Annotated in this window: 20 protein-coding genes; 11 read left to right on the top strand and 9 right to left on the bottom strand. The window is 52.6% G+C overall.

The window, feature by feature from the left end; translation table 11 throughout:
• Positions 1-72: 72 nt before the first annotated feature.
• From DHN43_RS18780 to DHN43_RS18765, 4 genes are all read right to left on the bottom strand, one after another.
• Entirely contained in the window at positions 73-603 is a 531-nt protein-coding gene (locus tag DHN43_RS18780; protein WP_108819646.1) for a GNAT family N-acetyltransferase, read from the bottom strand.
• Positions 604-714: 111 nt separating this feature from the next.
• Entirely contained in the window at positions 715-2,217 is a 1,503-nt protein-coding gene (locus DHN43_RS18775; protein ID WP_082596461.1) for an NCS1 family transporter, read from the bottom strand.
• 396 nt (positions 2,218-2,613) lie between these two features.
• Positions 2,614-3,003 carry a hypothetical protein gene (locus DHN43_RS18770; protein WP_108819645.1) on the bottom strand — a complete coding sequence of 130 codons (390 nt, stop codon included), beginning with the start codon at positions 3,001-3,003 and terminating at the stop codon, positions 2,614-2,616.
• A 92-nt stretch (positions 3,004-3,095) separates the two neighbouring features.
• Positions 3,096-3,539, bottom strand: a complete 444-nt coding sequence (locus DHN43_RS18765; protein WP_108819644.1) for a MarR family winged helix-turn-helix transcriptional regulator — start codon at positions 3,537-3,539, stop codon at positions 3,096-3,098.
• Between the two features lie 123 nt (positions 3,540-3,662).
• On the opposite strand from DHN43_RS18765, the gene DHN43_RS18760 reads away from it, so the two are divergent.
• Positions 3,663-4,778, top strand: a complete 1,116-nt coding sequence (locus DHN43_RS18760; protein WP_108819643.1) for an NAD(P)/FAD-dependent oxidoreductase — start codon at positions 3,663-3,665, stop codon at positions 4,776-4,778.
• Positions 4,779-4,782: 4 nt separating this feature from the next.
• Here DHN43_RS18760 and DHN43_RS18755 read toward each other — a convergent pair whose 3' ends face one another.
• The gene (locus DHN43_RS18755; protein WP_108819642.1) at positions 4,783-5,817 is read right to left on the bottom strand and encodes an NAD-dependent epimerase/dehydratase family protein; all 1,035 of its coding nucleotides are present in this window, start codon (positions 5,815-5,817) and stop codon (positions 4,783-4,785) included.
• A 287-nt stretch (positions 5,818-6,104) separates the two neighbouring features.
• On the opposite strand from DHN43_RS18755, the gene DHN43_RS18750 reads away from it, so the two are divergent.
• The 3 genes from DHN43_RS18750 to DHN43_RS18740 all read left to right on the top strand — a co-directional run bounded on the left by DHN43_RS18750 (position 6,105) and on the right by DHN43_RS18740 (position 8,380).
• Positions 6,105-7,262 (top strand): RNA ligase RtcB family protein, encoded by a 1,158-nt coding sequence (locus tag DHN43_RS18750; RefSeq protein WP_108819641.1) that lies wholly within the window; start codon positions 6,105-6,107, stop codon positions 7,260-7,262.
• On the top strand, positions 7,259-7,897 hold the full coding sequence (prfH, locus tag DHN43_RS18745) for a peptide chain release factor H (RefSeq protein ID WP_108819640.1): 639 nt from the start codon (positions 7,259-7,261) through the stop codon (positions 7,895-7,897). The genes DHN43_RS18750 and prfH overlap by 4 nt, the downstream gene beginning before the upstream one ends.
• Before the next feature lie 72 nt (positions 7,898-7,969).
• Positions 7,970-8,380, top strand: coding sequence for an NUDIX hydrolase (locus DHN43_RS18740; protein WP_108819639.1), 411 nt, complete (start codon positions 7,970-7,972; stop codon positions 8,378-8,380).
• A 16-nt stretch (positions 8,381-8,396) separates the two neighbouring features.
• Here DHN43_RS18740 and DHN43_RS18735 read toward each other — a convergent pair whose 3' ends face one another.
• Positions 8,397-8,633, bottom strand: a complete 237-nt coding sequence (locus DHN43_RS18735; protein ID WP_108819638.1) for a DUF2061 domain-containing protein — start codon at positions 8,631-8,633, stop codon at positions 8,397-8,399.
• 126 nt (positions 8,634-8,759) lie between these two features.
• Here DHN43_RS18735 and DHN43_RS18730 point away from each other — a divergent pair, with 126 nt between their 5' ends.
• Positions 8,760-9,599 (top strand): helix-turn-helix domain-containing protein, encoded by an 840-nt coding sequence (locus DHN43_RS18730; protein ID WP_063287741.1) that lies wholly within the window; start codon positions 8,760-8,762, stop codon positions 9,597-9,599.
• A gap of 9 nt (positions 9,600-9,608) precedes the next feature.
• Here DHN43_RS18730 and DHN43_RS18725 read toward each other — a convergent pair whose 3' ends face one another.
• From DHN43_RS18725 to DHN43_RS18715, 3 genes are all read right to left on the bottom strand, one after another.
• Complete coding sequence (locus tag DHN43_RS18725; protein ID WP_108819637.1) at positions 9,609-11,021, bottom strand: MATE family efflux transporter; 1,413 nt, start codon at positions 11,019-11,021, stop codon at positions 9,609-9,611.
• 241 nt (positions 11,022-11,262) lie between these two features.
• Positions 11,263-13,569: a nitric-oxide reductase large subunit gene (locus DHN43_RS18720; RefSeq protein WP_108819636.1), complete on the bottom strand. Its 2,307-nt coding sequence runs from the start codon at positions 13,567-13,569 to the stop codon at positions 11,263-11,265.
• Between the two features lie 99 nt (positions 13,570-13,668).
• A complete protein-coding gene (locus DHN43_RS18715; protein WP_108819635.1) occupies positions 13,669-15,369 on the bottom strand; it encodes a Na/Pi cotransporter family protein in 1,701 nt (566 codons plus the stop codon).
• A 742-nt stretch (positions 15,370-16,111) separates the two neighbouring features.
• On the opposite strand from DHN43_RS18715, the gene DHN43_RS18710 reads away from it, so the two are divergent.
• From DHN43_RS18710 to DHN43_RS18685, 6 genes are all read left to right on the top strand, one after another.
• On the top strand, positions 16,112-16,594 hold the full coding sequence (locus DHN43_RS18710; protein WP_108819634.1) for a lysozyme inhibitor LprI family protein: 483 nt from the start codon (positions 16,112-16,114) through the stop codon (positions 16,592-16,594).
• Positions 16,595-16,774: 180 nt separating this feature from the next.
• Complete coding sequence (locus DHN43_RS18705; protein WP_063303067.1) at positions 16,775-17,674, top strand: sulfotransferase domain-containing protein; 900 nt, start codon at positions 16,775-16,777, stop codon at positions 17,672-17,674.
• 371 nt (positions 17,675-18,045) lie between these two features.
• Positions 18,046-19,092 (top strand): ABC transporter ATP-binding protein, encoded by a 1,047-nt coding sequence (locus DHN43_RS18700; RefSeq protein ID WP_108819633.1) that lies wholly within the window; start codon positions 18,046-18,048, stop codon positions 19,090-19,092.
• Between the two features lie 31 nt (positions 19,093-19,123).
• A complete protein-coding gene (locus DHN43_RS18695) occupies positions 19,124-20,491 on the top strand; it encodes an ABC transporter substrate-binding protein (RefSeq protein ID WP_108819632.1) in 1,368 nt (455 codons plus the stop codon).
• A gap of 53 nt (positions 20,492-20,544) precedes the next feature.
• Positions 20,545-21,465 carry an ABC transporter permease gene (locus DHN43_RS18690; RefSeq protein ID WP_108819631.1) on the top strand — a complete coding sequence of 307 codons (921 nt, stop codon included), beginning with the start codon at positions 20,545-20,547 and terminating at the stop codon, positions 21,463-21,465.
• Positions 21,465-22,316 carry an ABC transporter permease gene (locus DHN43_RS18685; RefSeq protein WP_208987785.1) on the top strand — a complete coding sequence of 284 codons (852 nt, stop codon included), beginning with the start codon at positions 21,465-21,467 and terminating at the stop codon, positions 22,314-22,316. Before DHN43_RS18690 ends, DHN43_RS18685 begins: the two co-directional genes overlap by 1 nt.
• The last annotated feature ends 26 nt before the right edge of the window (positions 22,317-22,342 follow it).

The raw sequence follows: 22,342 nt of genomic DNA, 5'->3' as shown, positions 1-22,342 counted from the left end.
TAGGCGTGATTGGCGCTCAGATCGTCTGTAATTGCGCGGGTCAGAGATACTACGGGCTGGATAAGTCCAATCTCAGAGCGCCAGAGCAAAGCGGTGCAACGTCAATGGGTTGCCGTTCAGCTGCACGGTCTTGGTGCCCGTTTTGTCCCAGCGGAAGCCACAGGCCAATAGTACGTTGGAGGAGGCTGGGTTGTTGTCTGCTGCAAAGGCCTCCAGATGCTTCATCGCGCCATCAGCCCGCATTTGCTCCACAACGGTAAGAACAGCGGCTTTGGCATAGCCTTTGCCCAGATGGTTTTCGCCAACTCTGTAGCCCAGCTCAACAGTGTCCAGAGGCTCTTTGTCCAATCTGCGCAGGTTGATGCGGCCCACCAGCTCGCCATTGCCAGAGCGGACCAGATAAAACCGGTCAGGATCAGCCATCAGGTCTTTGATAACCTGTCGGAGTGACATTTCCTCAAAGTGCTCAGGCCCGCGGGCGGGTACCCACTTTTCAAAGAAAGTGCTGTTGCTACTCTCAAACTCCAGGACTTCGAGCGCATCAGCCTCACAGATTTCATGAAGGGAAACGGGTGGGGTAGCAAGCTGTGTGGGTGTATTCATAAAACATGCACTTTTGAAAATGACCCCTGAACATTAACGGGTAATCTCAAAAGAGAAAACCCCTCACGCGGGCTGGCGCAAGGGGTTCTCAATTGCAAGCTTCAGCAGCGTCTAAAGATCTTCGCGAGAAAGTGCGTGGTCCGGAATGCTGGCGCAATCCATTTTCACCATGCCCTGACCATCCAGATACACCCAGTTGCGGTTGACGCTGGTTGCCAGATACTTCTCATCATCTGCATGCACCAGTTCATCCTGCTTGAACTTTGGCAGGATCCAGAGTTTCATCAGCACCCAGTAGAGCGCAAAGGCGGAGAAGAAACCAACGAAGTAGGAGAGGTCGATCACGTAGATCGCCAATGCACCGCCCACAGCCCATGCAATCAGACCTGCCGGGTTGCAGCCCGCGATGTACTTGAACTGGCCGTCTTCCTCATAAAGCTCAGGTACATTGAGGCGACGTTTGCGGATCACGAAGTAATCGCAGATCATGATGCCACCCAGCGCTGCCAGCATGGCGCCGTAAAGGCCAAGGTATGTGAAGAGGTGATCAAGGATCAGCCAAGGCATCGCCAGCGTGCCCACAATGGCCGCCAGAACCAGACCCATGGCGTAAGTGATCCATGGAGCACCGGCGTTCACGAAGGTCAGTGCTGCCGGGATGAGGTTGGCGCTTGTGTTGGTGGACCACTGCGCCAGCACCACCATGACCAGCAGAACCACCAGCGTGATGCCAGTGCCCTGACCCTGAATAACGGTGATCGGGTTCCAGTCACCAGCTGCGATGAAGGACACCGCACCGATCAGCGCGATCCAGCTCTGTACGACTGGCAGGGCGACGAACTGCGCCAGAAACACATTCTTGTTGCGCTTGAAGAAGCTCTTGGTGCCAGCTTCCACATGCAGGAAGCGGGTGATGTTTGGAATGTCCACCGCCAGCGAGGACCAGAAGGCCATGTTGGCAACGAAGAGGGCAACGATGGAGATTTCTGCATCACCAGCAAAGGACCAGATGTCTTTTCCGCTTGCTGTGGCAAGGTTGTCGAGTGTGAAGTACATCCAAACAGAGATTGCCATGATAGCTGGAGCGGCGATTTTCGCAAGACGCTCAACAGCGCGAATGCCCATGGCGGTGTTGGCCACCTGCAGAACGGCAAACCCGATGTACCAGACCACCCAGTTATCGAACCCGGTGAGGTAAGAGAAGATGCCGTTTAGCGCCAGAGCGCCAAGGTAGGTTTGAATGCCGAACCAGATGGCCGCGACTACACCACGTGTGATGGAGGGAATGTGCGTGCCCACAGTGCCAAACGGGGCGCGGAGGTAAACTGCAAAGGAAATGCCGTGCTCGGTGCCGATGTCGGCGGTCATCGCCATGACGATGCCAAGCAGCAGGTTGGCGAAGAAGATTGTTGCGATAACGATTGGGAGAGGGAGACCCGCCACACCGCCAGCACCCAGCTGGAAGGTTGCGATGATCACTGCCATCGAGATCCAAAGTCCAATGTAACCACGGTTGGAGATGGCACGTTGATTAAGCCAGACGGGAAGGATGGCTGGCTCCATGAGGCGGGATTGGCCGCGTGAAGTCTCATCCATAACTTGGGTTTGTGCCATGTTCTAGATCCTGATGTATATTAACTTTTTTGAGACAGTAAATCTTAGCAGGGCGCAAGTATGCGCGTGCAAAAGCAGCGCTCACAGCAAGAAGTAGAAATAACATTACCGTTTGCCGGTAGTTGCACTACATGCACTGCGAGGCTGAATACAGCCTGATGAGATTGTTCTGCTAAAGTCGGCTAACTAACCTGAAAATATGTATTGCGCAAGTAGGACAGAGCAAATTTTACTAGATTTTCGCAAAAGTATTAGAGTGAAAATATTTATCAAGTGCGAATAAATCTTCAAAACTAAGTTTTTTGATCAACTGGTAAAAGTATTGATTGATGTAATTCTTGTGGGACGTGCCCCTAAACCTCAGCAGGAATAGAGACACGCTGTCAGATGGATAACTTACTTTGGTTTTACGCAACTGGCCTGATACGGACCATCCAGTTTAGTTTGAAAAGAGTAGGCATGGCAGGTTTTAACATACTCATTATTTTTGTAGACTTGGACCGTGACGTGCTCAAACGTACTGTCGAATGGCAAGTTGCCGCCTTTGTGCCAGCCCTTGGTGATCTCCAGGTCTGTGTTGCCGATGGAGTTGTAGCCGTTCGTGATAGACTCTTGAACGGAATTGGAAAGCGTTTCTGCGATCGTGGTTTTATCGCTGTCGGAGGATTTAGAAGCCAGTTGCTCCGCCGTCGCTAGTTTGTCTCCAATGTAGACCGCCGCTTGCGCGCCAGAAACTACCATTGTTGAGGCGAGAAACGCGCCCAGAATCATTTGTGAAAGCTTCATGTGGTTCTCCTGTTCTTATTGGCCCAACCTTGGGCATTCAGGAGACGCAGTTAGAATGGTTTTGTGAAGCGGACGAGATGGCGGGGTAAACCTTAACTCTCCCCTGAAGGGCAGGCTCCACAGGAACCGTCAATCATGGACTTCTGCTTCAGCACGTCGAAGATCTTCTCAAAATCTTCCTGCTCAAGACCGGATTGCTCTTCAATGACTTTTGAAATGTGTTTGATGGTCTGCGTGCGGAGCGCCTGACCTTTGCTGGTCAGTGCGACCTCGATTGCGCGACGGTCTTCTGCGGAACGTTGACGCTGCAGCAAACCGAGTTTCTCGAACTTATCAACCAGCACAGTCACGTTGGAGGGCAGGCAGAACAACAGGTCTGCAAGTTTGCCCATGCGCACCGGTTCGCCCAGATGCAGCAGCATATTGGTTTCTGTCGGTGTGAGCTTATCAGCGTATTCCGAGTAGGATTTATGGATACGTCCCAAAATTTCCTGAAACTGGAAAAGCACAAGCATGCTTGCCGGTAAGTCTTTCATTTCATTCACGTCCTCAAATCTGCAGGTGGCGTCATATCAGGTTTGCTTTAAAAAAGTAATATTTATAATATTGAACTATTAAATCATTGTAGTATATAAGGCGCAACAGAACGGAGTAAAGACATGTCCAAGTCAGTTGTGATTTATGGCGGTGGAATCGCCGGAGCGACCCTTGCAACCCAGCTTTCAAAGCATGCCAATGTGAAGCTTGTCAGCTCGCTTGATTATTTTGAGGTGCCAATGGCCATGCCCCGTGTAGCGGTGCAGCCAGACTATGTGCACCAGGCGGTTATGCCATTTCATTCGTTTTTGAAGGGCGTGGACTTCATTCACGGCAAGCTGGAGCGGTTTACTGGTGAAGTCGGGCACGTCATCGGTGTTGATGGTGCTGAGCATATGTTGGAGGCTGATATCTCCATTCTGGCAACAGGTAGCCGGTTTCCCTCAGAGCTGATCCGCCCGACTTCTGGCTCAACGAAGGAGCGACACGCCGCGTTCAAGTCGACCCATAGTGCGATTGAGTCTGCGCAGAAAATCTTGCTTGTTGGCGGTGGCCCTGTTGGCGTTGAGATGGCAGGTGAGATTACCGAGCGGTTCCCGCAAAAATCTGTTGTCTTGGTGGAATCCAGCGGTGAAATCCTCAAAGGCACTTCCCGCAAGACGGCAAACCATGCCGTGAAAGTGCTGCAGCAGCGCGGGGTGAGGTTTATGCTGGGCGAACGCGTGCTTTCACCTGCGCCATCCAGCTCACTGAAGGCTGAAGCCGGGCAAGCCAAGCTCTCTAGCGGCGAGGTCGTAGATTACGACCTGATCATCTGGTGTGTAGGCGGCAAGCCGAATACGGATTACATGCAACAGGATTTTGCTCATCTGCTTGATACACGCGGCTATATTGCGGTTGAAGACACGTTCCAGATGAAAGGCAAAAGCAGCGTCTTTGTGCTGGGTGACATCGCTGGGATTGATGAAGTGAAGAAGGCACTGTATGTGCGCGGTCATGTGAAAACTGTGACCCATAACGTGTTGCAAATTTTGAAGAACCCGCAGGCCAAGCTGAAGAGCTACAAGCCGAAAACCAACGATAACATGATGGTCGTCACCCTTGGCAGTCAAACCGGTGTTTCCGATGTGCCACCAATCGGTACAGTAAAAGCCAGCTGGTTCACACGCATGGCAAAGGCAAAAACCATGTTGGTGCCCATGTACCGCAAAGCGCTCGGTGCTGCTGCCAAGGCGTAGACGCTCAGCTTGTGGTGTGTTGCTTGAGCAGAGCTGCTTCCTGATCAGCTGTCAAACCGCATTTGAGAGCTGTATCGCGCCGGGTACGGTCCCACGCCAGCAACGGACTGAGCGTTTCGTTCAGTGGGCGACAGGTTAAACCGGCTGCCTCTGCACGGGTGGTGTCCACGTTCATGAAGTGTGCATAGTCTGGAAGGGAGGGCATCATGACGGGCAGGTCGGTCCACGGCTGAATGCCTGCATCAACGATATGCTCTTCCTCCACCCAATGCAGGCGAGCAGGGGAGTTCGCTTCTGATATAATTGCCTGTAGAAGATCACCGAGTTGAAACGGAGGGCTGGTGACATTCCAGATGCCTCCGCGTTTGGTCTGCGCACAGGCCAGAGCGAAATCAGCCACATCCCGCACGTCAATCATCTGCACTTGTCTTGAGACCGGAGCAGGGGCTGGGACCGCAGGGGCTTGCGGTGTGGCCTGGTCAATACGGCGGACCCACCAGGTCAGCCGATCTGTATAGTCGCCAGCGCCAACCAGCAGACCCACGCGCAAGGAGGTTGCTCGCTCACCAAGAACATCTTCCGCAGCAAGCTCACTTGCCCGTTTGAGGGCACCATAAGACGCCCCGTAAGAAGCCGCTGAACTACGCTCGGCAGGTGAAAGGCCTTGAGCAACAGCCAGATCACCCTCAGTCGCAGCGGGCACAGGGTCTTGTTCATTCAGATGCGGTTTTGCAAATGTGCCGTAGGCTGAAATTGAGGAGATGAACACATAGCGTTGCAGTTGGTCTCCAAGCGCACCAAGCAAGTTGCGCACGGCATCAGGTGAGAAGGCGCAGGTGTCAAAGACCCAGTCAAACGTGTGGTGTTTCAAAACGCTAAGATCACCGTACCGATCAGCTGTGATTGCTTCAACGCCCTCTGGTAACGATCGTTTGGTACTACCTCGCACCAGCACAGCAACCTGATGGCCTGCACTGACAAGCGCATCCGTTATCGCGCCGCCTAGAAAACCGGTGCCTCCAACAACCAAAACCCGCATGACAGTCCCCCCTGTTTGTAAAGTACCCTAGACGTACTGATGTGGTTGTCCAGCCACGGTGCTCGGATTGACGAGGATAGCCACATTGACGTTGCGGCTTCCCTCTGCTATTTCCCCAGCCCTCAGCTGCAGCAATTGGTGCGCAGCACAGTTTGGAGCGAACCATGTCTTTCCGCGTTTCGCCCTTAAAAGGGCACTGATCCTTCTCAGAGCCAGCGCTAGCGGCCTTTAGGATCTTCTTTCGAGCCATTGCTCGGAGATACTTTCAAGAACTATAGGCCATTCTTATGGGCAATTTACGCTTGGATTGCGCGACCCGCGCTGCCAGTGCGCCTGCGCCAATCCATAAATTCTATGGGACTTCCGCCTGGATCCTTGGGGATGCAGAAGTCCAACTTAACAAACTCGCTGAGCTTGAAGCCGTCAAACAGATCGCCGCGTTTCCTGACCTTCACCCCGGTCCGGTCGGTGTCGCTATCCTGTCTGACCGCGTGCATCCGCACATGATCGGTAATGACATCGGCTGCGGCATGACCGTGTTCCGCACCTCGCTCAGTGCTCACAAACTAAAACCGCAGAAACTGGCGGATCGTTTGCGTATGCTTCAGGATTATTCTGATCTGGAAGAGGGGCAGGCGTATCTGCGTTCTGCTGGTTTGCCAGAGGACTTGTCTCCCCATGCCATCGGCACAATCGGTGGCGGCAATCATTTCTGCGAGGTGCAGGTTCTGGCTGAGACGCCGGATCCGGATCTTGCCTCGAGAGCTGGTATTGCAAAAGGCGACGTACTGCTCTTCGTGCATTCCGGTTCCCGCTCCTTGGGAGCCAGCATCTTTGAAGAATATGCAGCGCTTGGCCCGGAAGGGATGCCAGCTGGGGACGAACGCACTCACGCTTATCTCAAGTGGCATGACCTTGCTGTGCGATGGGCGAGTCTGAACCGCAAAGTGATCGCAGAGCGGGCAGCAGCTGCTCTGCGCTGCGATGCGGAGTTGGTGGTAGACAGCAGCCATAACCTCATTGAGCGTTATGATGATGCGTTTCTTCACCGCAAAGGAGCAGCCAAAGCCGATGTGGATCTGGTCCCGCTGGCAGGCTCTCGCGATGCAAAGAGCTTTTTGCTGAAACCAACCGGCAACAATCCAGAGGCACTGTCCTCACTGGCACATGGAGCAGGGCGCAAATATGACCGCGCGTCCATGCATGGGCGTATCGCAAAGCAGAAGTCTGTTCGCAATGCTTTAGCGCGCACGTCTTATGGCGGGCGCGTTGTCTGTGAGGATAAACAGCTCCTCGTGGAAGAAGCTCCGCAGGCCTACAAAAACTCTGAGGATGTTCTGAGCCAACTAGTTGAAGCACAGCTTGCCACGTGTGTTGGAGTGATGACACCTGTCGTCACGTTCAAGACGGCACGTGGTGCGGATGAGCGGAGGGTCAAACGATGACAAAGAATGCATCTTTGCGCTTGCTGGTAACATCCGGTGACGGACCTGCGGAATGCAGGCTCGCCATTCGGCATACACTTGGTGCCATGGAAAAAGCGGCGAAAAAGCTTGGGCTTTCCATGGTGTGTGATCCTGAGACTTCCGGTTTGTCTGCTGATGTAGCGTCTGTTGAAGTCACGCTCTCAGGCAGCGGCTACGAGGCCTTCGCCAAGTCATGGCATGGCACAATCAAGTGGACATGCCAGAGCCCGTTTCGCCCCAACCACAAGCGGCAGAACTGGTTCATCGGTGTGTTCGAGTTGCCGCCCCTCTCAGAGGAACGCGGTGAGCTGAAACCAGATGAGCTTCGGTTTGAGACGTTGCGTGTTGGTGGGCCGGGTGGCCAACATCAAAACAAGACCGAAAGCGCGGTGCGTGCGACCCACGTGCCGACTGGTCTCACTGTCGTGGCTCGGGATGAACGCTCACAACACCGCAACAAGCAACTCGCTGTGCAGCGCTTGCAGGAAAAACTTGCGGGTCTTTCTGTGACAGAGGAGGACCGCCTGCGGAGATCACAGCGACAACTCCATCACGAACTGGAACGGGGAAATCCTGTGCGTTGCTTTAAAGGGGCACGCTTTAAGGAAATCTGATTTGAACAACCACGGAGTGCCTCTTTAAACTGGCACTTCGTGGCTCAGATTCGCCTTGGGGGAAATCCGATAATGACTGATATTGTGAATGGGCTGCTGCTGCAGAGCAAATGTGTTCTCATGGGCTTCCGGTCGCCAGCACGGCAGAATTCCCCGAATGTCTGGAGTTTCCCCGGCGGACATGTTGAAGCCGGGGAGAAACTGGAGGTGGCTCTTTTACGTGAACTGAAAGAGGAAACTGGCATTCAGGCAGAAGCCTTTGCGAAAATCACCGAATTCAGAACACAAGCTGACGATCCGCAAGACGCAATTGTCTTTCACCTGTTCACTGTAGCCCAATGGCAGGGTGAGACAGAGAACCTTGGTGATGAGCATACCGAACTGCGGTGGATGGGTTTTGAGGAAGCTGTCAGCCTGCCTGACCTTGCATTTCCTGAGTATAGGGAAGTCTTTGACGTGCTGAGAGAAAGAGGAGAGCTGTGAGGACAGCTCAGTGAAGTCAGTTCCGAGTATCCTGCTGTGCGTTTGTCTCGGTGATTTTGCGGCCCCACTGGATGTTGGACCAAACCATCTCATGCAGGAAGTAGAAGATGAAGCCGAGGATGGAGCTGACGATAGCAATGCCGCCGCCGAGCGTGACGGAGCCCGTAAAAACAAATCCGATCAACGTCATAGAGAAAAGCCCCATGACTTGCCAGGTAACTGATTTTGTAAAAATGCGTGATGCAGTGTCCATATAAGATGTCCAGGTAAGAATGTAATTCCTACTCTCGTTGCTACCGGAGAAAATGCAGATTGGACATTTGGTAAATTAGCTGCAATAAATTCATTTTGTTGATTATAATCTGCAATGGTGATTTTGATGGACAAGCGCGACAGAGCGACTTTGTTTCGAAACAGGCTGTTTGAAGCGATGGCAGAGGCCGATGTGACACGCAGCCAACTGGCTCGCAATGCGGGTGTTGATCGCTCTACCGTTGGTCAGTTACTGAACAATGAAAACCCGCGGTTGCCCAACAGCCAGTTGCTGGCCGATCTGGCAGCCTCGCTCAGGGTGAGTGCGGATTGGTTGCTAGGGCTCACCAACAGGCCAGAGCGTCCGGGTGATATCATTGCAGCTGCAATGGCCCTGAGCCCGGCGGAGCGATCCTCCGTTGATGAGCAAATCCTCAACTGGCACAAGGAAGCAACCGGACTGAAAGTGCGCCATGTGCCAGCCACACTGCCTGACATTTTAAAGACAGACCGTATGCTGGCATGGGAGTATGCCTCGTTTCGCGGGTTGGACCCTGAAGAGGTGGTTGGGTCTATCAGCGGACAGCTGGACTGGCTGCGCTCGCGTCAGTCTGATTATGAAATCGCCATCCCGCTTCATGAGATACAAGCCTGCGCGCAAGGCATTGGCTATTATGCCCATCTGAATAAGGAAACGCGGGTTGAGCAGCTGAAATTTGTGGCAGATACCTGCCGCCAAATGTTCCCTCGCTTACGCCTGTTTCTCTTTGATGCGCACAAAGTCTTCAGCGCGCCGATCACCATCTTCGGACCAAATCTGGCGGTGGTCTATGTGGGGCAGTGCTATCTGGCATTTCGTGAAGCGGAAAGGGTCAGCTCGCTCACTGATCATTTCGACTGGCTTGTCCGCGAGGCCTCTGTGGATGCCAGAGACGTCGCAGATTATGTGGAGACTCTGATCGCGTAGATCTGCAACTCAAGTCACTTCGGTTCTCTCAATTTCTGTCTCCCAAGCAGGCTCGGGCAGGTTGTGCTCTTTCAGGCAAGAAAAGATCTTGACTGTGAACAGCAGGCCGAGCCCCAGCTCGAATGTGCTCAGGGAGATCCAGATGAGTTGAAGCGCACCCTCCTCAATGCTCCAGTTGTAAGCAATCAGATAGGAGGCCGGGACGCTGCCAAACCACATGGTGAGGATGCGGGTTTTGAAAACATATGTGTTTTGGTGAAAGCTCTGCAACATACCGCTGGCGATGAAGGAAACAGCAAAAGCCACCGCATAATACCAGATGTGTGAGGTGACGGAGACTGACAGCTCGAAAATGTCCTGCCCATAATTGCCAAGCGAGAACAGAGAGGTGATTTCCCGATCAAAGCTCTGCAACAGCACCGTCACGACTGCCACATAGGAAAACGCCACGAACAGGGAGGCGCTGGCAATTTTGGGAATACGCTCAAACTGATTGCGGCCAATGGCTTGGGAAGACAGGATCGTCGCGCCATTGGCAATGCCGATCACCGGAATGATGCCGACATAATTGAGAATGACGTTGAAGTTGTTGGCCGCCAGTGCGGTGGCCCCCACCATGGACACAGCCCAGATAATGGCGGTGTTGCCAATCTCATCCGTACTGTCATGTGCGCCCAGAGGAACACCGCGTTTGAAGAGCGCAATCACCTCAAAAGCCCGGCGTGATTTACTGATCAACGCCTTCGCCTCATTCAACGCTGCAACCCGCAAAGCGCGAGGTGTTTGAGTGAGGTAGACAATCAATACCGCAAGGGACCCAAGCACCGTGCCGATGGCGGAACCCGCCATGCCAAGCTCGGGAAATCCATAGAGCCCGAACACCAGAACATAGGTCATGGGCATGGACACCAACTGGCCTGCAATGCTGGCCTTGAAAATGAGGCGTGTGTTTCCAACAGCGCCAAAATAGCAACTCGCTGCGCCATCAAGGATCATGATGGACCCGAACAGCATGGCCCAACTGAGATAAATATTCTCCAGTGCAATGATTTCGCCCGGTCGGGAGCTGAATTGCGACAGGTTCATCAGTAAAGGCAGCGTGAGGATGAGACCCAATACGCACAGGATTGCGACGGCGAACAGTCTGCCGCCCATCTTGTGTGCCGCTTCTATTCCGCTGCGGGCATAAGCTTCTGCAATGACTGATCGGCCAATCTGGGTGACGCCGGAGAAGAAGGAGATTGCGGACATGCCCATGAAGACCGCCGGGCCAGAGGCCGTGAGGGTCTGTTCGGAATAGGCGGCGAGACACAGTCGGTCTACGATCATCATCAGAGTTCTACCGGACATGGCCAGCATCAAAGGACCTGAAATGCGCAGAACCCGCGTCAGTTCATGATGGAACAGCGGAAATCTAAGCAACTAAGAAATGTACCTTACGGAAATAAAACTAAAAATCGTAGCCAGTATATATAGCTCTTTCTAGTTGTAGATACACTTTTACGCAATGCACATGGCTATACACATGAATGAGAGTATGTGTTGCTGCTCCGCCACAAACGGTGTGTGCCGCTACGTTTTCAGGCCTCGCCGACTAATGAGGCGAGGCCTGTTTTTTATGGCTTTATAAGCACTTGCTCAGCATCAGAGTGCGTTTGAGGCCTTAAGCCTTTGCCGTCTGTTCTTTTTCATTTACTGGTTGGCCAAAGTAAGCGCGATACATGAACATGACGATTGAAAAGATACCCCAGCTAAAGACAATGTCTCCGGGCACGCGGGCCCAGACCAATGCAGTCATGACCGGGCCATGGATCGTTTCTGGTGCACGAGCGAGCCAGTAACTCTCAGTAAAGCTGATGTAGGCCTGGTAAATCCCCTGCGGGATCAGCGAGAGCCCAAGCATCATGGCAAGGCCGATATTGAGCCCCCAGAACGCTTGCTGCAGCCACTTGTCACTCCAGCGATTGTCTGGAATGAGGGAACGTAGACAGAACAACATGAGGCCAATACCCAGCAGGCCATACACACCAAACATGGCGGCGTGGCCGTGGGCTGGTGTGGAATTGAGCCCTTGCATGTAATAGAGCGCCAGTGGTGGATTGATGAAGAAGCCGAGCAAGCCAGCGCCAACCAGATTCCAGAACAGAACCGAGGCGAAGAAGTTAAGCGGCCACTTGTAGTGGTTGATCCATTGAGTGTTCTGTTCCAGCTTGTGGGTCTGATAGGCCTCAAAGCCGATAACCAATAGCGGAACAACCTCCAGCGCCGAGAACACTGCCCCAAGCGCCAGCACACCGATTGGAGTACCGCTCCAGTACAGGTGGTGGAATGTGCCCAGCACACCGCCGGCCATAAAGATGATGGTGGCGAAAATGACGGCGACAGCTGCGGTTGAGGCGCGAAGCAGTTGCAGATTCACAAAAATGAGTGCAATGATGGCTGTCGCGAACACCTCAAAGACGCCCTCAACCCACAAGTGAACCACCCACCAGCGCCAGTATTCCATGACGCTGATATGAGTGTTCTGGCCCCAAAGCAGGCCTGCGCCGTAAAGTAAACCAATGGCAACAGCGGACAGTAGTGTGAGAGCAATGAGACTGCGATTATGACCGCCCTTCAACGCGGGATAGAGAGCACGCAGGACCAGACCGGTCCAGAGCAGCAGGCCGATGAAGAGGAAGATCTGCCAGAAGCGCCCTAGATCAACATATTCGTAGCCCTGATGACCGAACCAGAAGTTCATCGTGCGGGAGAAGAACTGATTGACCCCGAGCCATTCGCCAGCAAATGAGCCCACGACGATAATGATGAGACAGAGCCAAAGGAAGTTGACGCCAAGCGTCTGATAGGCTGGGTCTTTGCCGGAAAGTAACGGTGCCATGAACAGGCCTGTGCCCAGCCAGGCCGTTGCGATCCAGAACACTGCCAGCTGTGTATGCCAGGTGCGTGAGATGGAATAAGGAATAAACTCCGCCAGCGGGATGCCATAGAGATCCTGCCCTTCAACGGCATAGTGAGCGGTGAGAATTCCCAGGGCCACCTGAGCAACCATCAAGGCTACAACCACCCAGAAATATTTGGCTGTCGCGCGCATAGATGGTGTCAGTTTGGCATTTGCCAGTGGGTTCTTTGTTGCTGCACCACCTTCCGGCACAATGCGCTCGCGCCATAAGTCATACTGGCGCACGTAATAGAAACACAGGGCTCCTGCACAGCCGAGCAGCAGAAGGATGCTGACAATGGTCCAGATGAAGGCGGCCCCGGTGGGCTGATTGCCGACCAGTGGTTCATGAGGCCAGTTGCTGGTGTAGGAGATTGTATCATCTGGCCGGTTGGTGACGGAGCTCCAGGAGGTCCAGAAGAAAAAGGCGGAGAGTTTTTGAGCTTGATCGGGTGTGATCAGGATGTTGGGAGGGAAGGCGTAATCGTCTCGAAGGTTTTGCCCGTCGATGTTGTCATAGGATGAAAACAGCCTTGTGAAGTGATCTTCCACCTGTCTGACGGCAATTGCCCTGTCATCTGAAATTGTGATGGTTTCGTTGGCAGAGTTGTAGCGGTTGCGCCGCATTTCGTCTTCTATGAGGACCTGAAGGAAGGCCCGTTGCTCATCGCTTGGTGGGGTGTAACCGGAACCAACTCGATCGCGGTGGTAAACATCCAGAAGAGCCAGTGCTTCACGGTGCAGCCAGTCGGTGGACCAGTCCGGCGCTACATAGCTGCCATGCCCCCAGACGCTGCCCTGCTGCATGCCACCTAAAGACTGCCAAACATTCTGGCCTTCTTCGATGTCATCCTTTGTGTAGATGATATCGCCATTGTCCGAGACCACCATGTCCGGGATCGGCGGTTTCAAGCGGTAAATTTCAGCGCCAAAAAAAAGCAGAACACCAAATGAGAGGACCATGCCAACGGCGAGGAATATCCAAAGCCGTTTGAGTGAAAAGGTTACATCATAGTCCTTGTCAAACATGCTTGTAGCTCCTGACCTCGGGGGAAACACTGGCTTGCGTTTCAAATCAGAGTATCAATCTGACTTCGGCCGTGCCTCCCTCAAAGTTAGGAGAGGCGCTTATGTGCCCACTGGTACGGCGCTAACCGGGTTTTTCTGTGGCTCGTTGGTGAGCCTGCTACGCAGTAGTTCGCCTTCCCCCTCAACAATCGGGTAGGCGACAGTGGTCAAAAGCGCATTCAGATACTTCAGATCACTGATGGTTTCCAGATGAATGGAGCTTGTTGTCCGGCTGGATTGACGGTTCTGGCTCAGGCGGCGCAGGTGTGCATCGCGGCTCTTGTATTCCAACTCACGCACAAGAACCTTGCGAGCAACCAGATCCCGTGCAAGCTCAGCATCGCGAGTGATGAGCACACGCAGAGAGAGTTGCAGGTTTTGCAGCACTGCGGCGTGGAGGACTTTGATTTCCTTCCAGCCTTCCTGCGAGAACTCCTTGTTGAGACCGGATTTCTTCTCTGCCAGAACAAGCAGGTTGCGCTGAACGACATCGCCCATCTGTTCCAGACAAACGCAGTAGTTCATCAATTCCGTATACTTCTGATAGTCCTCGTCGCTCATGGATTTGGTGGTCACATCAGTCAGATACTCTTTGATGGAGCGGTGCAGATCGTCGATCTCGTCATCCATCTTCATCAACCGTCTGGCTGTGTTTGCATCATCGCCACGGAACACCACCATCACACCACGCAGCATGGCTTCCACCTTTTCGCTCATATGCAGCATTTCACGGGTAGCAGCGTTAAAGGCGAGGTCGGGGGTCTCCAGCAGCTTGCGGTCAAGCAGGCTGAGGCGCTCCATAACAGCATCTTCGTCAGACTGGCCTGCGCTATCAGAGATGATGAGTTTGGTCAGGCGAGCGACAAGGCCAATGGTTGGAATGCCCAGCAGAACAACAGCAAGGTTGAACCCACTGTGGAAGTTTGCAATCGCGCGTGCCGGATCATCGCCCAACATGTCGATGGTGAACACATCAAAGCGCATCAGCAGCAATGTGATCAACACACCGGCCACGCGGAAGATCATATTGCCAAGCGGTACACGGCGTACATCTGCACTATCGCTCATGGTAAGGACCAGAGGGATAATACTGGAACCGATGTTTGCACCTAAAATGAAAAGCAGAGCACCTTCCATCGGCAGCACGCCGGTGCTTGCCAGTGTCATGATCATGAGAACCACTGCAACGGATGAATGCAGCAGCCAGGTCAAAGCAGCTGCAGTGATGATCGCAACAAATGGGTCACCGATCAGCAGGTTCAGGATAACTGGCAGAGCTCCACTTTCACGCAGAGGCTCGGAGGCCATGCCGATGAAAGACAGTGCGATCAGCATTTGCCCCACGCCAATGATGATGCGGCCCGTCTGGCGCATGGTGCGTGTGCTGCCGCGCGAGAACAAGGCGCCACCAACAACAAGACAAACCGGTAGCAACCAGCTGAGGTCCAATGAGAGCACCTGAACGACCATGGTGGAGCCAAGGTCTGCGCCAAGCATGATGGCAAGACCAGCTGCCAGCGTAATGGAGCCTTTGCTGATGAACCCGCGCGCAAGAATGGCTGTAGCCGTTGCACTCTGCAAGATGATGGAGACTAAAAAGCCGGTTGTGAAGCTGGTGTAGCGGTTTTTAGAAGCTTGCTGCATCCAACCTTGGAATTTTTGACCAACTGCCCGCTCAACGCCTGTCCGGATCATTCTGGTGGCCCAAAATAATAGGGAAATGCCGGCAGCAAGGTGTAGAAGTATTTCAAAACTGCCCATCACAGCCTCCGGATTCAGCTCTCGCGGTTATTAATAGGAGGCTCACTTAAACGCAGTTGTCGTGATGCACGGCAAAGGTCTTTAAGCAGGAGTTGTCGGACTATCAGAATATGCGAGATCTCTCGCTTCCCCGTTTGGACGAGAAGGGAAGCAAGGGATCGCTCGCGTGCCTTGGGAGCTTTAGCGGATTCTTGAAATCGATCCGGCAACCAAATTAGCCACCTCAATGATTTAATAAATAACTTAAGACACTTATGCCAATAACTCAATATGCTTAGCTCAATTATGACGAGAAATTTGCGCAATAATTGCGTTTTTTGAGATGTTACGTGATCACAGCAAACTTATGAGGTTGAATTTTATGAACTCTCGCAAGGCTCTGAAATAATTGAATATTTATTAGTTGGCAAACCAATGGGAAGCAGTGCTTGCAAAATGCGCACAACGTGCGTTTTCCCCAGCCCCTCACAAAAGCGTAATATAGCGCCTTTCGATCTGCACTTCTTGTAATTGAATCGGTTTCGCCCAGTTTTGAGGACCGACCGCAAAGGCGCATCAAGTTGAATGACCCGCTTCGATCTTGTGTGGCGTTTCAAACCAAACTCGTTTGTCATGTAACTATGGTGGGAAATCTGCGAAGTATTGCGGAGAATGACTAGGCTATTCTCAGAGAGTTGGTTTAGTAATTTCTCATAGTGGATCACCTATCACATTTTATAGAGAAAATTACTTTGAGGTTTCTATGAGTTTTATGCGCACGTCTCTGTTCTCGCTCTCGTTGGTTCTTTCACTCTGTTCTCTCGCTCAGGCTGCTGATGAGCCAACGGAGGAACAGGCCGCGACTATCGCAAAGTGTGTAGAAGAGAAGGGCGGTGGCTATCCGGCTATGGCTTGCTTTGGAGAGGTGATGGAGCAGTGTATCGGTAGTCAGTACCAAAACAGCCACATGATTTTCTGCGCAGTGCAGGAGTATATGGTGTGGGACCAGCGCTTCAACACTGCGTATGCTGAGATCATGAAGGTGGCCAGCACCAATGTGAAAGCCAGCCTGAAGAATGCGCAACGCAACTGGATCAAGTTTCGTGATGATACGTGCTCCGCGAATGCGCTGATTTATGAGGGAGGCAGCAACGCATCGCTTGCCATGTCCGTTTGCATGGGAGACCAGACTGCGGTGCGCAGCCTACAGCTCCAGCAATTTCTTGTCGAAGCCGGCCCGCACTAATCAGGATTGAGAGGGCTCACTGATGAACATGGCCTCTCCCTTTAAAGGGGCTAATTTTCGGGAATAGCAGTACAGGCCAATGTGGTTAGGCTGAACGGATGCTGGATTAACAATCTATTGCAGTTTCTGTTTTTCAATATGAATGTCTGCTTCGTAAAGAATTGCATTAAGGTTTTTATCATGAAAAAAGTTCTTGTTCATATTGGTGCACATAAAACTGGCACAACCGCGCTGCAAAAGCAGCTCTATTCTAAACATCCCGATTTATTTGATGATCGAACAGATTTCAAAACTAGCCCATTTTTGCAGCTCTATGAAAATCGTATGATCAAACCTAAAGCAGAGGAACTAGCGGATCTGTTTCAGGAAGCAATTGCTAAGCCAGAGACAGACACGTATAGGATCTCTCACGAAAGGCTCATGGGGAAGGCGTTTGTTCACAAGCAGTTCTATCCTAACGTCAAGCGTTACTCTCAGCTTGTGAAAGAACTGGAGCGACGAGGTGTGCAAGTTAAAACATTGGTCACGGTGCGAAACCGCACTGATTTTCTGGTCTCGTTTTTCCTTCATTGCCTGTCGTGGCAAGGGACTCCAAAAACCTTTCATGAATTTGCAAATAAGGTGGTCACGCCCTCATTCGCATGGCAAAGCGTTGCAGAGCAACTTGAGAAGGTTTCTGTTATATACCTGCCCCAGGAGGCGATGGAGAAATATCCGGTTGAGTATGTTGACTTCATAAACAAGTTCTACGAGAAAAAACTTCTGGAGCCCGATGATATCAGCCATCGAGCGAATTCAGGCCTGAGTGAACTTGGACTATCGATTATTCCGCAGCTTTCTGCAATCGAGGACGCAGGGCTTCGTGGTGTGCTGCTCAAATGCGCGCTTGATTATTGCAAACAAGGTGAACGAGCAACAGTTCTTTCCAAAGATGTTGAGAGGATTTATCGCAAGCATTTTCTGGATGGAGACATTTCTTTTGCTAAGGCAAACTTTCCAGCGCCTTTCCGAAAAATCTATTCACAGACAAAACCAGTGGCGGAACAGTTCTGGTTTGCTTTTGATAAATCTGATGCTTGAACATCTTGGTGTATCGCTTCGGGATTGTCGGGCTCTCAATTTTCCTTTTATCCAATAGTTGAATGAGGATACCTGTGGCGAGCAGTGCGCTTGCTGACGGCATATCTGTGCGAACTGAGCGCTTTGGGTGAGGGCAAGTCGCTGATATCCTGTATGGTAGCCCTCATAACGTTAAACTCACGCCGGTTTTACTGTACCGTCAGTAACGCACTGGCATAGTGTGCAAATCACTCAACTGACAAGAGAAACCTGACCTCCTCCGATTTATAGGGTAGGCTTGTGCCATTGCGCAGGTTTCGCTGCAGCTTGAAAGCAACAATAATAACAGATGGACGCAAACGTCCCGATCAAGATGAGTGAAGAGGCGCCATGTGACGCAGGTTCAGCTGAAAAACCTCTCAAAAGTGTTCTCAGGAACGCCAGCGGTTGATGCCATTGATCTTGATGTGGCGTGCGGCGAGTTTCTGGTGCTGTTGGGCCCATCTGGCTGCGGTAAAACCACGAGCCTGCGTATGGTCTGTGGTTTGGAGCAACCGACCTCCGGTTCCATCTGGTTCAATGGGTGGGATGTGACCACTCTGCCTGTTCAGAAGCGAAAAGTCGGCCTTGTTTCTCAGCGCTTCGGCCTGTTCCCACATATGACAGTTGAGCAGAACGTGGCCTTTGGTCTGTCTGTGCGCGGCCTTTCAGCAGATGAGCAGATGCGGCAGGTGGGCGAGATGCTGGAGACTGTCCGTCTCTCGGCGTTTGCCAAGCGCTTTCCTGCACAGCTGTCCGGTGGGCAAATGCAGCGCGTTGCGATTGCACGTACGTTGGTGACCAAGCCTGAAGTGCTGTTGCTGGATGAGCCAATGGCGAGCCTTGATACGCTGCTGCGTACTGAGATGCGCCAGTTTATTCGCGATCTGCATGATGAGTATGGCATGACGACGCTGCTGGTGACCCATGACCAGATTGAGGCGATGGATCTGGCGGACCGGATTGCGGTGATGTTTGACGGTAAAATTGCCCACCTTGCAGCTCCTGATGAGATCTACCAGCGTCCAGCTAATGAACAGACTGCCCGTTTTATGGGGCATTCCAATATCTTTGCATGCACACCAACATGTGATGGGCATATCGAGAGCCCTTATGGCCAGCTCATACTGGGAGCTGGATCAGGCCTTGGCACTAAACAACCATCAAAGGCTATGCTGCGATTTGAAAGCATACAGATTGAAGAGTGCCGCGAAGCATCGCAGAAAAATGCGTTCTCCGGCACAATCACTCGAGCAGAGTTTCTTGGCGCGATGATGCGCTACACGCTTCAGGTGGGAGAAGGATCTCTGACCGTTGAGGAAGCATCTACAATCAAAAGAAAAACAGGCGATGCGGTCACTGTGACCTTACCGCCAGAGCAAATTTGGCTGCTGCAGTAAAAGCGGCTGAAGAACCGGTTGGGGGCAATTTATGAAGAACACAAAGTCACGCACCAAACAGATGCTACTTGCAAGCACGCTCGCTGTTGTCAGCTGGAGCAGCGCTGTGCAGGCAGAAGATGCTCCGGGCATGTTCCGCAGTGAGTTTCTGAAGGGCAATCTGGGGTGGGAAGATGTCACCGCAAAAGCGCGTGATGAAGGCACCGTCAACTTTTATTACTGGGGCGGGTCTGACATCATCAACCTTTGGGTCGATCAGGTTGCAACACCAGCACTGGCCGCAGAAGGAGTGAAGCTGAACCCTGTGCGGATCACGGCGACCAAAGACACGGTTGATGTGGTGATCGCTGAGCTGGCAGCAGGCCGCGGCGAAGAACAGGGCAGTGTGGATCTGGTCTGGGTCAACGGCGAAAATTTTTACTCTCTCAAGCAGCAAAATGCGTTGTGGGGTGCTTTTGCCAATCGCCTGCCCAACTCTGTGAATTTTGAGTGGGATGAGAGCGATCCGCGTTCACTTCTCAACCTGCGTGATTTTGGCGTTGAAACCGGTTTTCAGGAAATGCCCTGGTCTGGTGAGCAGTATGTGTGCTCCGTCAACCGCGCCCACGTCTCTGCAGAAAACACACCAGCGACCTTTGCTCAGCTGAAGACCTATCTGGAAGCCAATCCGGGCAAGTTCACTTATGTGAAGCCTCCGCATTATCTGGGCAACACCTTTGTGCAGTCTGTCCTTTATGCGCACAATCCGGACGGCACCGGGGCTGCGCCTTACCAGCAGAGTTTTGAAGAGATGGGCGGCGAAGAGCTGGCACGCCTGATGAAGCCGGGTATTGAGTACCTGAAAAGCATCGAACCATTGCTATTAGGCGGAGCTTCCGGCAAGCCACGTTATGCTGAAAATTCTGGTGAACTCGATAATCTCTTCCTCAATTCTGAAGTGCACTTCAATTGCAAGTTTGGTGTGTTTGGCAACCATAACGGCCTAATCACCGGTGCCTATCCGGAACAGGCGGAAGAGATGATCTTCCCGGCTGGCAACATGATCAAGAACAAGAACTACCTTGCCGTTCCACTCAACAGCCCACATCCGGCAGCAGCTCTTGTGGCCATCAACTACTTCTCTTCGGCGGAAGCGCAGGCCTCCAAGCTGAAAACCGCAGGCATGCCTGTTGGTCTGGATCTGTGGCGCTTGAGTGAGGAAGAAACGGCAGAAGTTGAAGCCTCCGCGCCTCCACATTACGGCGTGACTCAACAGCAGTTGGACGACAACATCGCGCCAGACACCAACGCCAGTCTTGTTGATGTGATCGAAGCCACCTGGCTGGCGGTTATCGAGCGCAAAGACGATAAGCCTCTGGCAGATATCGTTGCGCAGGTCTCCGGCGAACTGAACAACTAACATTTTTGCGGATGGCGGCTTTCTGCCATCCGCTTTTTATGAAACGAAAACTGATGCCCAAGGCACTTCCAGTAAACTCCAAAACGGCCGCATCTCCCGCGCTCATGCAGAACCTGCGTGATGTTGCTGAGGTGATGCCTTTGCTTGTGATTTTGCTGGGGTTGTTTGGCGGAGCAATCGTGCTGGGCATTCTGCAAAGCTTTGGCTATGCGCCGTGGTTTGGTATCAATGAGTTTCCAACAACTCGGTATTTTGAACGCCTCTGGCTCTCCGTTGATTTTTGGGCGTCATTGGGCCTGACGCTCTATTACGGGTTTGCAGCAACACTGATTGGCCTCGTCATTTCGATCCCTCTCAGCATAGCTCTGTCCAAGAAGTTCAGAGCCTCGCGAGTTTTCGGGGCACTCATCCGCTTGCCGCTTATGGTGCCTTACACCGTTGGTATTGCACTGGCGCTGGTGATGCTGGGCAATGGCGGGCTGCTCTCGCGCATCTCTGCAAGTCTTGGGTTGATTGATGATCCGGCTCAGTTTGTACAGATCCTCAAAACCCATGGAGGCTGCGGGATTATCGCTGTTTATGTCTGGAAGCAGGTGCCGTTTATGACGCTCACCCTTTCCGCCGTTCTGGCTCGAAAAGGCGAAGATACGGTTGAAGCAGCCATGGTGCTGGGTGCCAATTCCAGACAAATTTTCTGGCGTGTCACGCTGCCACAAATCATGCCGGGCATTGTCTCTGCCTCGCTGATTTGCTTTGCGTTCAACATCGGTGCATTTGAAGCACCGCTTATTCTGGGTGGTGGTTATCCGGATACTCTGCCTGTGTTGGCTTGGCGGTATTTTCAGGATGCCAACTATGCGTTCCAGTTGCAGGGCATGGCCGTGGTCGTTTCACTGGCATTGGTTTCCGGCATCTTCCTCGCAGTTTACCTGTTGGGTTACCGCAGATATGAGCGGGCAAGGGGGCGCGTCTGATGATCGGTTCGAGCTCCAGCCTCCGGGACATTAAGTCCATCAGTCCATGGCAGCGCCTGCTGGTGTTGGCCATGGCAACTTTTACCATCGCACCGTTTGCCCCGCTGATCATCCAGTCTTTGGCCTTCCGTTGGGCGTGGCCGAACATTTTGCCAACTGTCTGGTGGCATGAGCAACGGGAGCGCTCTCCGTTTCCACTGGCATGGGACTATGTGTTCTCGCCAAGTTCTCGCGTTGCAGAAGCGACCATCAACACGCTTGGTATCGGCATTGCAGTGACGCTGTTGTGCCTGCTCATCTGTCTGCCTGCTGCTCGCGTGCTGGCACAGCGGAACTTTCGCGGTAAAAACCAACTTGAGTTTCTGATCGCTTTGCCGCTTCTCATACCTGAAGCTGCCATTGGTATTGCACTGCTGATGATCTTTATTGCGCTCGGCTTTGCTGGCACCTATGCAGGCGTCATTGTGGTACATCTGATCCCAACCATTCCCTACATGGTGCGTATGCTGACAGCGGTTTATCAGGGGCATGGAACGGACGCAGAAGACCACGCACGTGTTCTTGGTGCCAATCGCCGACAGATTTTCTTCCGCGTGACGTTGCCTATGATCCTTCCCGGAGTGATTGCAGGTTGCCTGTTCACCTTCTTGGTCTCAACTAACCTGTTTTTGCTTACGTTTTTCATCGGGCAGGGGCAAATCATTACTCTGCCGACATTGCTGTTTGCAAAAATATCCGGCGGTGCACTGGATGCAACAGGAGCAGGCATTGCCCTCATCGCGTCTGTTCCCGGTATCATCCTGCTGATTTTCACAGATCGCTTTATTCGCAGCTATCCGTTAGCTGAGTAATCCCTAAAATAATTAGAGATCTGTCT

Origin of the sequence: Pseudovibrio sp. Alg231-02, assembly GCF_900143565.1 — a bacterium.
In the GTDB taxonomy this organism is placed as follows: domain Bacteria; phylum Pseudomonadota; class Alphaproteobacteria; order Rhizobiales; family Stappiaceae; genus Pseudovibrio.
Note: the sequence above shows the minus strand (reverse complement) of the source record. Positions and strands in the feature narration are given on the sequence as shown.